General features: G+C 45.3%; 10 protein-coding genes. 7 read left to right on the top strand and 3 right to left on the bottom strand.

Annotation, left to right across the window (positions count from 1 at the left end):
- The first annotated feature begins 134 nt into the window (after window positions 1-134).
- Window positions 135-560, top strand: coding sequence for an Lrp/AsnC family transcriptional regulator (locus DTO96_RS08105; RefSeq protein ID WP_192878972.1), 426 nt, complete (start codon window positions 135-137; stop codon window positions 558-560).
- 92 nt (window positions 561-652) lie between these two features.
- Here the strand turns inward: DTO96_RS08105 and DTO96_RS08100 are convergent, their stop codons facing one another.
- Together DTO96_RS08100 and DTO96_RS08095 are read right to left on the bottom strand one after the other, a co-directional pair.
- Window positions 653-2,443, bottom strand: a complete 1,791-nt coding sequence (locus DTO96_RS08100) for a DEAD/DEAH box helicase (RefSeq protein ID WP_157964377.1) — start codon at window positions 2,441-2,443, stop codon at window positions 653-655.
- A gap of 460 nt (window positions 2,444-2,903) precedes the next feature.
- Window positions 2,904-3,107 carry a cold-shock protein gene (locus DTO96_RS08095; protein ID WP_114563032.1) on the bottom strand — a complete coding sequence of 68 codons (204 nt, stop codon included), beginning with the start codon at window positions 3,105-3,107 and terminating at the stop codon, window positions 2,904-2,906.
- Between the two features lie 358 nt (window positions 3,108-3,465).
- Here DTO96_RS08095 and clpS point away from each other — a divergent pair, with 358 nt between their 5' ends.
- The 4 genes from clpS to DTO96_RS08075 all read left to right on the top strand — a co-directional run bounded on the left by clpS (window position 3,466) and on the right by DTO96_RS08075 (window position 7,979).
- Complete coding sequence (gene clpS / locus DTO96_RS08090; protein ID WP_114563031.1) at window positions 3,466-3,804, top strand: ATP-dependent Clp protease adapter ClpS; 339 nt, start codon at window positions 3,466-3,468, stop codon at window positions 3,802-3,804.
- Entirely contained in the window at window positions 3,801-6,119 is a 2,319-nt protein-coding gene (gene clpA, locus DTO96_RS08085) for an ATP-dependent Clp protease ATP-binding subunit ClpA (protein WP_114563030.1), read from the top strand. The genes clpS and clpA overlap by 4 nt, the downstream gene beginning before the upstream one ends.
- A gap of 110 nt (window positions 6,120-6,229) precedes the next feature.
- A complete protein-coding gene (locus DTO96_RS08080) occupies window positions 6,230-7,639 on the top strand; it encodes a coniferyl aldehyde dehydrogenase (RefSeq protein ID WP_114563029.1) in 1,410 nt (469 codons plus the stop codon).
- Window positions 7,640-7,715: 76 nt separating this feature from the next.
- A complete protein-coding gene (locus DTO96_RS08075) occupies window positions 7,716-7,979 on the top strand; it encodes a hypothetical protein (RefSeq protein WP_114563028.1) in 264 nt (87 codons plus the stop codon).
- Between the two features lie 93 nt (window positions 7,980-8,072).
- Here DTO96_RS08075 and DTO96_RS08070 read toward each other — a convergent pair whose 3' ends face one another.
- Complete coding sequence (locus DTO96_RS08070; protein ID WP_114563027.1) at window positions 8,073-9,266, bottom strand: amino acid aminotransferase; 1,194 nt, start codon at window positions 9,264-9,266, stop codon at window positions 8,073-8,075.
- Between the two features lie 295 nt (window positions 9,267-9,561).
- Here DTO96_RS08070 and uvrB point away from each other — a divergent pair, with 295 nt between their 5' ends.
- Window positions 9,562-11,589 carry an excinuclease ABC subunit UvrB gene (gene uvrB / locus DTO96_RS08065; protein WP_114563026.1) on the top strand — a complete coding sequence of 676 codons (2,028 nt, stop codon included), beginning with the start codon at window positions 9,562-9,564 and terminating at the stop codon, window positions 11,587-11,589.
- Between the two features lie 148 nt (window positions 11,590-11,737).
- Window positions 11,738-12,247 carry a low molecular weight protein-tyrosine-phosphatase gene (locus DTO96_RS08060; protein WP_114563980.1) on the top strand — a complete coding sequence of 170 codons (510 nt, stop codon included), beginning with the start codon at window positions 11,738-11,740 and terminating at the stop codon, window positions 12,245-12,247.
- Window positions 12,248-12,277: the final 30 nt, after the last annotated feature.

Raw genomic sequence — 12,277 nt, 5'->3', positions numbered from 1 at the left:
AGAAATAAAACGTTTAAATATTTTGCTATAGTGAACATTATCCTAGCAATGTGTATCATTTAATAGTTGTAACAGTGTGCAAATTTTAAAATATAATAGTCAAATTGCTATATTAATTTTACAAAGTGAATAAAATGCTGAATAAAACAGATGAGGCCATGATTTCTCTACTGCGTGTCAATGCGCGCACGCCCGTCTCAACATTGGCAAAGAAACTCGGTGTGTCAAGGGCAACGGTGCAAAACCGTTTGGAGCGTCTGGAGCAATCGGGGGTGATTTGTGGTTACACTTTAATCCTGAAACCTGAGGTAGAGCAACAACAGGTGCGTGCAATGATGTTTGTCACTGTAGAGGGGCAAAAAGAATCTAAAATCATCAACGAGTTGCGTGGATTTCCAAATGTCACTGCTTTATACGGCACCAATGGGCATTGGGATTTGGTGTTGGATGTTCGAACCGACAGTCTGGCCAGTTTTCATGAGTTGCTCGTGCAAGTGCGACAAATCGAGGGGATTGTCACAACAGAAACGACCATTTTATTATCCAGTTTCAAGCATTGATGGTGTGCAGGCGCGGATCATGCTGAATAAAATATGTTCAATAAAAAAAACGCACCGAAGTGCGCTTTTTTATACTTTAGAAACAGGGTAAATTAATACGATGTTTTTGGGCGTGCTGCACGTGGTTTGCCGTAGCCGCCGTCGTCATTGCGCGGTGAACCAGCACGATCACCAAATGAAGAGCGACGCTCTGCTGATGGGCGGCTTTCGCCACCAAAACTACGGCGTTCTTCTGAACGGACAGGGCGATCGGTGCGATCACCACGAGGTGCGCCAAAATCACGACGCGGTGCGTCACCAAAACTTGAGCGCGGTTTGTCAAAATCACGACGGGGTGCACGGTCAGAGCGAGGTGCTGTGTTGTCACCGAATGCACGGCGTGGCTCACCTTGAGGCGAACGGCGTTCAAAACGATCCGATTGTGGACGATCAGTGCGGGTGCCAAATTCACCACGTGGCTTTGAATCAAACTCACGGCGAGGTGCATCGCTGAAACTGCGAGGCTTCGATTCATACGGACGATCACTGTAGCCGCCACGTGAATTACCACCACGATCACCTGCATAGCCACCACGAGAGTTACCACCACCGAAACCGCCACCACCATGGCGAGCACCACCACGCTGTGGTTTGCCGCGACCTTGACGGGCACGATACTCTTCAGCAGAGATTTGAGGTTCCATGCCTTCAACAACCGACTCTTTGATTGGACGGCTGATGTAACGCTCAATCGCACGAATTTTATGGGTGTCTTGGCGTTGTGCAAATGTGACCGCGGTACCTTCGCGACCTGCACGGCCTGTACGACCGATGCGATGCACGTAGTCTTCAGCTTTCATTGGCAAGCCAAAATTGAATACATGGGTGATATTGGGTACATCAATGCCGCGTGCGGCAACGTCTGTTGCAACCAAAACTTTGGTGCGACCGTTGCGCAAAGCATCCAAACGACGGTTGCGCAAAACCTGTGGCATCGCACCGTGTAACGCGGCGGCAGAAATGCCTTGAGACACCAAATCATCGGCCAAACGTTCTGTTTCAACTTGAGTTGATGCGAAGATAACAGCTTGAGCCAAATCTTCTTGTCCCAACCAATGCATCAATAATTGGGTTTGATGGTGACTGTTGTCTGCCCATTGCAAGTGCTGTGTGATGTTGGTGTGTTTCTCAGAAGCCGTTGCCAATGTGATGCGCTGTGGATCAGACATCAATGTGCTAGCCAAACGCATTTCACGAGCGGCAAAAGTGGCAGAGAACATCAGGGTTTGTTGACGGTGTTCACACGCTTCGTGAATTGATGTGATCTCATCCATGAAACCCAAATCCAACATGCGATCGGCTTCGTCGAGTACCAAAGTATTCAAGCAAGCCAAGTTAATGCCACCTTGGTTGATCCAGTCAAGCAAGCGACCTGGTGTTGCAACGACCAAATGCGCGCCTTTAAGGGCAATGCGTTGTTTGTGGTACGGAGTGCCGCCGACGACGGTGGCAATGCGTAAACCTTTGGCTTGTTTAACCAGATTGATTGCATCTGCCGAAACTTGCTGAGCCAGTTCACGGGTGGGGCACAAAATTAAAGTAAATGGGGCATCTGAAGGGTTGTTTTTGCCGCTGCGCAAAAACTCCCAAGTTTTTTGTAATGTGGGCAGTAAAAATGCAGCTGTTTTGCCGCTACCTGTTTGGGAAGCAACAATCCAGTCACCGCCAGAAAGGGCTGATGGCACGACGTGTGCTTGAACAGGAGTTGGTGCAGTAAAACCGAGCACGTTGATCGCGTCTAAGAATGGTTGAGCTAAACCCATATCAGCAAAAGTGCTGGTCGTGTTTAGAGGGGCGGTTTTTGTTTCAGGGGTGTTGTCTGTAGATGTAAAAGTATTTGACACAGGGAGTGACCTTATAAATTGTCACGCACGCAAAAAGACATCAGGCGTTTATATAAAATATAAACGCGCAATTGGCGAGCATAATGCGAGGGTAATCGCACTGACGAATCAAAAAATACATCGACCGTCAGAATAAGGAACACTTCTTTTATAGCAAGAAGGTATAAGATGTGGGCTTATGAGGTGCAAAACAATCAGCACAAGCTTGATGAAAACTCAAAATAGCAAATAAGCGCAAAGCAAAAACTGGGGGCGATGAAACGAGCGTTGTTGAACAACGTACGGCATTATGCCACAGGTGTAGAGATTTTTGTGGTGTTTTTTGTGCAATGCAGTAAGTATTTTTGCGTATTATTAAATTTTGTGGTGTTTTATAGACGTTGTCAGCTGAGTTTCAGTTGGACTTAGATAAAAAAAGCCTGAACCGAAGTTCAGGCTTTTTAAAGAAAATCGCAATGAATTACGCTTCTTTGATGTTTGCAGCTTGTTTGCCTTTAGGGCCATCAACGATGTCAAAGCTAACGCGTTGTTCTTCACGCAATGTTTTGTAACCGTCCATTGTGATTGAAGAAAAGTGCGCGAACAAGTCTTCGCCGCCGCCATCAGGAGTAATGAAGCCAAAACCCTTGCTATTATTAAACCATTTTACTGTACCGGTAGCCATAATACGTAGCCATCCTTTTAAAAAAAACCAATTAAACATCCTCCGCCAACTTTAGGATATACCTATCTGTGTAGCCTTGAGAACCACTTCTGCGCGTTTTTGTTCACGCATGCCCATGATTGTTGTCCCTTTTACCTTGCTTGTCAAGTTAAAACGATGAATTTAACGAGGTTTATCCCCATTTGATGAATAATTCTGCGAAAGTGCCCAAAAATAAAGGGCTTTCACCATTTTTTAACATTTCGTTTGCAGCAAAAAAATCATTTTTGCGTTAATATGAAGTCAATAGAGTGCTGAGGCTAAACGCTTTTTTGCAGAATAGCCAGATGATTTGAGTGAATATGGGACATAAATAAGTATGAGCAGTAAAAAAAGCGTTGTGCGCGAACAAAAAGATCATGGTCATGGGGATGTGCTTGAATTAGAGCGCACAGTTGTGGTTGAGCCACCGCCTTTATATAAAGTGTGGTTGCTTAATGACGATTACACGCCAATGGATTTTGTGGTGACTGTTTTGACCGAATTTTTTTACAAGAATTTGGAACAAGCAGAACAGATTATGCTAAAAGTGCATCATGAAGGCAAAGCCGTATGCGGTGAGTATCCTCGTGATGTGGCTGAAACCAAGGTGGTGCGTGTGGCGCGATACGCGCGTGCACATGGACATCCCTTACAATGCGTGATGGAGGGTGTATGATTGCGCAAGACTTAGAAGTGACTTTACATTTGGCTTTTGTTGAGGCGCGTCAAGCGCGCCATGAGTATTTGACTTTGGAGCATCTTCTGCTCGCATTGTTGGATAACCCTTTGGCTTTGGATGTACTTAAAGCGTGTGAGGCGAATGTTCTTGAATTGCGAGAGGAGTTATCTCGTTTCATCATGCAGAATATTCCTGTGGCGGATGGCAGCGAAGAGGTTGATACACAACCAACATTGGGTTTTCAGCGTGTGATGCAACGGGCCATTATGCATGTTCAGTCCAGTGGCAATGAGAAAAAAGAAGTCACAGGCGTTGAGGCTTTGGTGGCCATGTTTGGTGAGAAGGATTCCCATGCGGTTTACTTTTTAAACAAACAAGGCATTGAGCGTGTGGACGTCACTCAATATGTGGCTCATGGTGTGCGCAAAGAGCCAAAGCAAGAAGAGCTGAAAGGTTTTGAAAATCAAGAGGCGGTTGATGTGCCTGCAAATGATGTGGAGTCCGCTGAGGCCGACACCGCTTTGGGGCGTTATGCGCAGAATCTGAATCGTTTGGCCGAGATGGGTAAGCTTGATCCACTGGTGGGACGTGAGGCCGAAGTTCTTAGAACCGTACAAGTGTTGTCACGTCGTCGTAAAAATAATCCCGTGTTGGTGGGTGAGGCTGGTGTGGGTAAAACGGCCATTGCTGAAGGTTTGGCTTGGAAAATCGTTCAAGGTGAAGTGCCTGATGTCTTGAAAGATGCTCGCGTGTATGCTTTGGACATGGGGGCTTTGATGGCAGGTACAAAGTATCGCGGCGATTTTGAACAGCGTTTGAAGGATGTTGTCAAAGAGTTGGGCGAGAAAAAAGATGCCATTTTATTCATCGATGAGATTCACATGCTGATTGGTGCGGGTGCAACCGGCAGCAGTGCAATGGATGCGGGTAATCTGCTTAAACCTGCATTGTCAACAGGTGCCTTGCGCTGCATCGGTGCGACCACATTCGATGAGTATCGCCGTGTATTTGAAAAAGATGCAGCATTGGCGCGTCGTTTTCATAAAATTGATGTGGTTGAGCCGACTGTGGCGCAAACCATTACCATTCTAAAAGGTTTAAAAGCGCAATTTGAAGCGCATCACCACATTAAATATGCATCATCGGCAATCATTGCGGCGGCTGAGTTGTCAGCCAAATACATGAACGACCGCTTTCTGCCAGATAAGGCCATTGATTTAATTGATGAAGCTGGCGCCGCACAACGGGTGTTGCCTGAAGCGCAGCGCAAAAAAAGCATCACCAAAGTGGACATTGAGGAGTTGATTGCTAAAATTGCTCGCATTCCGCCGAAAAACATCAACTCGGATGACCGCACGCAGCTCAAGCATTTGGAGCGTGATTTGAAAGCGACGGTGTTTGGACAAGAAAATGCCATCAGTGCGGTGGCTGCTGCCATTAAAATGGCGCGTGCAGGTTTGGGTAAGGTGGACCGCCCGATTGGTTCGTTTTTATTCAGCGGTCCGACAGGCGTGGGTAAAACTGAATTGGCGAAGCAGCTGGCTTTTGTTCTCGGTATTGAACTGATTCGTTTTGACATGTCTGAGTATATGGAACGCCATGCGGTGAGCCGTTTGATTGGTGCGCCCCCAGGGTATGTTGGATTTGATCAAGGGGGCTTGTTGACCGATGCAGTGACTAAAAAACCACATTCAGTGCTTTTGCTGGATGAAATCGAAAAAGCGCATCCAGATATTTTTAACATCTTGTTGCAGGTCATGGATCACGGTGCTTTGACCGACAACAATGGGCGTCAGGCTGATTTTCGTAATGTGATCATCATCATGACCACCAATGCGGGTGCCAGTGCGACCCAAAAACACAGTTTGGGTTTCACCAAAGCCAGTGTCAGTCAAGATGACACGGAAGAAATTAAACGTGCATTCAGCCCAGAGTTTCGCAATCGTTTGGATGCCATCGTACCGTTTAAGGCTTTGGACGAGCAGATCATTATGCAAGTGGTGGATAAATTCTTGATGCAACTGGAGTCACAATTGCATGAGAAAAAAGTTGAGATTCACTTTGCCGATAGTTTGCGTCAACATTTGGCAAAAGCTGGTTTTGATCCGCTGATGGGGGCACGCCCTATGTCGCGTTTGATTCAAGACACGGTGCGCCGAGCTTTGGCCGATGAGTTGCTGTTTGGTAAGTTGGTGCATGGAGGTTCCGTGTCGGTGAGCTACAATCTGCAAGATGAAAAGGTTGAGTTGAACATTAAATCATCGCGCAAAAAATCAAATAAAGAACTTGAAGTAATTGATGTAGATGCTTGATTTATTTTGATTAAAAATTATCGTCAAGTTGTAATTGGCGGTGTTTTCAATGTTGTTGCGATTGAGTTGCTGTCGGGTGTTGCCAATGGTTTATTGGAGATGGGGTGATAATGTCACATGCTTTTCAATTCATGCAAGAGGCTCTCGAATGCCAAAAAAGTGCTTACTTGGTCAATCCTGAGCCCAGCTATGAATCCAGAATCGATGATTTGCGCACATTGGAAAGATTTGTTCGAGAGCAGCAAGAGGCGATGATTGCCGCCATTGATCGAGATTATGGCCACCGTTCTCGACATGAAACCTTGTTTACTGAAATCATGCCAACGCTGGATGGCATCAAGCATGCGATCAAGCATTTGAAGCAGTGGATGCGACCTCAACGGCGATCTGTTGATTTCATGACCTTCACTGGGGCGAGAAACAGGGTGATTCCTCAGCCTTTGGGTGTTGTTGGGGTGATTGTGCCGTGGAATTTCCCTGTGTTTTTAACATTTTCGCCTTTGACTTCGATTTTTGCAGCAGGCAATCGCGCCATGGTTAAAATGTCAGAAAATTCGCGTCATTTGGCTGCGTTACTGAATGAAAAAATACCATTGTATTTTCCTGCAGAAAAGCTTCAATTTTTTGATGAGCAGGGCGGTATTGGCATTGAGTTTTCAAAACTACCTTTTGATCATTTGTTGTTTACTGGATCCAGTCAAACAGGTCGAGCGGTCATGGCGGCAGCGGCACAAAATCTTTGCCCTGTGACGTTGGAGCTTGGAGGCAAGTCGCCTGCGGTTGTATTGGACGATTTCCCTTTGCATAAGGCAGCGGCGCGGATTATGTACGTGAAACTATTGAATGCAGGTCAAATTTGCACCACAGTGGATTATGCGTATTTGCCTGAACATAAAATCAATGAGTTTGTCCAGTTGGCCAGAAACATTGTGGTTCAACGTTATTCAAGCATTCATTCCGTCGACTATTCGTCGATCATTGATGACAAATCGTTTATGCGCTTGACTCAAGCCTTAACCGATGCTCAGTCAAAAGGTTCGACTTTAATTCAGCTGATCGATGGTGAGCCATGGGATGCACGTACTCGTAAAATCGCACCTCACATTGTTCTCAATGCGCCTGATGATTGTGAGTTGATGCAGCGAGAAATTTTTGGTCCTGTTTTACCAATTAAAGGTTTTGAGGATGTTCATGCGGTTGTGCAGGCCATCAATGCTCGGCCAAGGCCTTTGGCGTTTTATCCTTTTTCAAATGATGCCCCCCAAGTCCATAACCTACTGAGAAGGGTCATGTCAGGCGGCGTGACGGTCAATGATGCATTGCTCCATGTGGCGCAGCATGATTTACCTTTTGGTGGGGTGGGGGCGAGCGGTATGGGGCATTACCACGGTCATGAAGGCTTTGTGACTTTTTCTAAAATGCGCCCCGTCTTCTATCAGACTGCAATGTCTTCATTGATGTTCATGATGCCGCCCTATGGGAAACGATTCGAACGAATCCTGAAATTTTTAATGCGGTAAATCATGGGTGTATGCTCTGATGATGGTGCACTTGTGATTGATGTGTGAATGTGTTTTTAATAAAAAGGGAGGAAATATGTCACCAACGGTGCAGACACTGCTGCTTGGTTTTTTTGTGCTTACGGCTGTAATGGTTGTTGGACGGTTGATTTGGGGGCGCTCTGGCTTGGCCAGTGGATTGAAATTATTTTTCCCCATTTGGTTTGCATATGCGGCTTGGCACATGTATGTGGGTGTGAATGAACATGGCTACTCGATCATAGAAGAGCTGCCTTTTTTTATTTTGAATTTTTCTGTACCTGCACTCGTTGCTTATATTGTTTTAAAAAAAATGGCTTGATGTATCATATTCGTTCGTTGCCGTGTGCTGAATCGTTTTTTAATAAAAAAAGCCTTGCACATCTGCAAGGCTTTTTTGTGATGAATCATTGGCTTACGCCATGACCGCTGCCATGGCATCAGCGACGCGCTCGACATTTTTGGTGTTCAAGCCAGCCACGCACATACGGCCTGATTTGACCATGTACACTGCGAATTCTTCACGTAAACGATCCACTTGAGCGGCACTTAAACCGGTGTAGCTGAACATGCCACGTTGCTTCAATAAATACGAGAAATCTTTACCTGCTACTTTTGCAGTCAACACATCATACAGCTTTTGGCGCATGGCTTTGATGCGTTCACGCATTTCATTCACTTCACCTTCCCACATGCTGCGCAGTTCAGGTTGGTTCATCACCGCTGCTGTTACGGTTGACACGTGGTATGCAGGAGATGAGTAGTTTTTACGAACGGTCAATTTGAGTTGACCCAACACTGTTTCAGCTTCCTCAGCATCTTTACAGACCACAGACAAACCACCCGAGCGTTCGCCGTAGTATGACAAGTTTTTTGAGTATGAGTTTGACACAAAGAAGCTGACGCCTGCAGCGGCCATCATGCGAATGGCGGCTGCATCTTCTTCGATGCCGTCACCAAAGCCTTGATAGGCGATGTCCATGAAAGCGATCAAATCTTGGGCTTTAACCACTTCAATCACGGTTTTCCATTGATCGATCGACATGTCGACGCCTGTTGGATTGTGGCAGCATGGGTGCAACAACACAACTGATTTCGCAGGCAATGTGTTGAAAAAAGCAATCATTTCGTCAAATTTCACGCCACCAGTGACCGCGTCGTAGTATGGATAAGTTTTAACGTTAAAACCCGCTGCTTCAAAAATGGCGCGGTGGTTATCCCATGTGGGGTCAGACACATACATGTCGCTTGTTGGGAAATATTTTTTCAAGAAATCAGCACCAATGCGCAATGCGCCCGATGCGCCAATGGTTTGCACTGTGGCAATGCGTTTGTTCACGACCGCTTCATTGGTTTCACCAAACAAGAGGTTTTGAATCGCTGAACGGAAGCTGGCCAAACCTTCCATGGGTAAATAAGGACGTGCCTCAAGGTGATGAGCCAAATCAGTTTCGGCTTTAACCACAGATGGCAACAAAGGAATGATGCCATTTTCATCATAGTACAAGCCAATGCCCAAGTTGACCTTTTCTGCACGTGGGTCTTTTTTGAAAGTATCAACCAACGATAAAATCGGGTCGCCAGGGTAAACGTCAACGTGTTCAAACATGATGGGCTTTCTGTAATGTTGCGGGTTAAATGTTGCAAAGCAAAATTTAATTATACTGGGATTTAGGTGATTAGAAAAGACGAAATTTCTTATTCTGTCAACTCCACCCCATTCCAGACAGCTCTATTAATTGTGTACTGAATGATTGAATTTAGCATGGGATTTTGGATGTAAGTAAAAAGCGAGTGCAATTTGAGTGCAATTTGTGAATGAGCAAACATGAACAAAATGTAAAAATTGTTGTGCATGGTTTTTTTCATTTATACTCCATTATCTACTTTTATAATGAAAAATCATGATTGTCACTTACCCCAATTCGCCCTATGAGCTTCATCAACCTTTTGAACCCGCGGGAGATCAACCCACCGCGATTGCCTCGTTGGTGGATGGGGTGACCGATGGTTTAAGTTATCAAACTTTATTGGGTGTGACGGGTTCGGGTAAAACATACACCATGGCAAATGTGATTGCACGGACAGGGCGACCCGCTTTAGTGCTTGCACCAAATAAAACGCTGGCTGCGCAGTTGTACAGCGAGTTTCGAGAGTTTTTCCCGAACAATGCGGTTGAGTATTTTGTGTCATATTACGATTATTACCAACCCGAGGCTTATGTGCCGTCACGCGATTTATTCATCGAAAAAGATTCTGCAATCAACGAGCACATTGAGCAAATGCGGCTGTCTGCGACCAAAAGCTTGCTTGAGCGGCGCGATGTGATCATTGTGGGAACGGTATCGTGCATTTATGGCATTGGCAATCCGAATGAATACCATCAGATGATCATGGTGTTGCGTCAGGGCGATAAAATGAGCCAAAGGGATGTCATCAAACAATTGGCAACCATGCAATACAATCGCAATGAGCTGGATTTTGCACGAGGAACCTTTCGCGTGCGTGGGGACACTATTGATATCTTTCCAGCAGAAAATGCGGATTATGCGGTTCGAGTGGAGCTGTTTGATGACGAGGTTGAAACGTTGCAGTTGTTTGATCCGTTGACGGGAAAAATTGTGCAAAAATTACCTCGTTTTACTGTGTATCCTGCATCGCATTATGTGACCCCTCGTGCGACCGTACTGCGTGCAGTGGAAGCGATTAAAGACGAGCTGCGCGAGCGGTTGTCTTTTTTTCACACAGAGGGTCGCCTGGTCGAAGCGCAACGATTAGAGGAGCGCACACGTTTTGATTTGGAAATGTTGTCTCAAATTGGTTTTTGCAAAGGCATTGAAAATTACTCCAGACACATTGCAGGCTCACCCATTGGTGCACCACCATCCACGTTGATCGATTATTTACCCAAAGACGCTTTGATGTTTTTGGACGAGTCGCACGTGCTGTCTGGGCAATTAGGGGCCATGTACAAAGGAGATCGTTCGCGCAAAGAAAATTTAGTGGATTATGGTTTTCGGTTGCCGTGCGCACTGGACAACCGCCCATTGAAGTTTGAAGAGTTTGAAAGCAAAATGCGTCAAACCGTGTTTGTGTCAGCAACCCCTGGCGATTACGAGCGAGAAAAATCAGATGCAATTGCCGAGCAAGTGGTGCGCCCGACAGGATTGGTTGATCCCATCATTGAAGTCCGACCTGCTATCACGCAAGTGGATGATGTGTTAAACGAAATTCGATTGCGTGCAGCGAAAAATGAGCGCGTTTTGATCACCACGTTGACCAAACGCATGTCTGAAGATTTGACGGATTTTCTGGGTGAAAACGGTGTGCGTGTGCGTTACCTGCATTCTGATATTGACACGGTGGAGCGCGTCGAGATTTTGCGAGATTTGCGCTTGGGTGAGTTTGATGTGCTGGTGGGCATTAATTTACTGCGCGAAGGCTTGGATATTCCTGAGGTCTCATTGGTGGCGATTTTGGATGCAGACAAAGAAGGTTTTTTACGATCCGAACGTTCGTTGATACAAACCATTGGCCGTGCAGCACGGAATTTGAATGGTCGTGCCATTCTTTACGCAGATCGGATCACAAATTCAATGGAACGTGCCATTGGAGAAACGGAGCGTCGACGCAATAAACAATTGAGTTTTAATTTAGAAAATGGGATTACACCTAAAGGTATTGAAAAGAAAATCAAAGACATTATTGATGGTGTGTATAACGATGGTAAGAAAAAAATTGATAAAGTACGTCAACCAAAAGACAATGAACCGCATTACACCTCAATGTCTGAAGCTCAGCTGGCAAAAGAAGTGATCAAGCTTGAAAAACAAATGCTTGATTTTGCTAAGAATTTAGAATTTGAGCAGGCGGCTAAAACTCGAGATAAATTACATGAAATTAAATCTCGCTTATTTGGGGTTAATTCGTAGTCGTCGAAGCAACTTGATAAATGTTGATCATTGGGCATATTTATTGAGAGTGTTTTTTTGTCATAATTTATTGTTTTATGATAGAATGCAGCGATTGCGATTTTTTGCATCAATATAAATATGGAGGTTGTGACAAATGGGGTTTCAAATGTTAGAGCATCAATTGGCGAAAACTCGGGTCTTGTTTGTGTGCATGGGTAATGTTTGCCGTTCACCTGTCGCACAAGCCGTATTTGAGAAAAAACTCACACAATCTGGATTGGCCGCTTGCATTGAGGTCGATTCTGCTGGCACTGGCGATCACCATGTCGGTCAAAAACCTGATTCGCGCAGCCAGCATGCTGCTGCGTTTCGTGGATATAGTTTGATCGGTCAAGTTGCCCGTCAAATCACCGCAGAGGATTTTGATCATTTTGATATGATCTTGGCCATGGATTGGCAAAATATGCGTGAACTGCAAAATTTGGCGCCTCCGCAACACCGTCATAAAATTGAATTGGTGATGCGTTACGCCCAAAATTCAGATGATGCAGAAGTTCCTGATCCTTATTATGAAGAGCAACATGCTTTTAATAAAGTGGTTGACTATTTAGAGGATGCAGCGACTGGTTTACTTGATGTCGTTAAACGTCGAGCACCGCAACCAGTGGCCGCTTAAAATTCAGTCCAAAACAAAAAAATAACCTAA

It is taken from the genome of Ephemeroptericola cinctiostellae (assembly GCF_003339525.1).
GTDB lineage: Bacteria > Pseudomonadota > Gammaproteobacteria > Burkholderiales > Burkholderiaceae > Hydromonas > Hydromonas cinctiostellae.
Note: the sequence above shows the minus strand (reverse complement) of the source record. Positions and strands in the feature narration are given on the sequence as shown.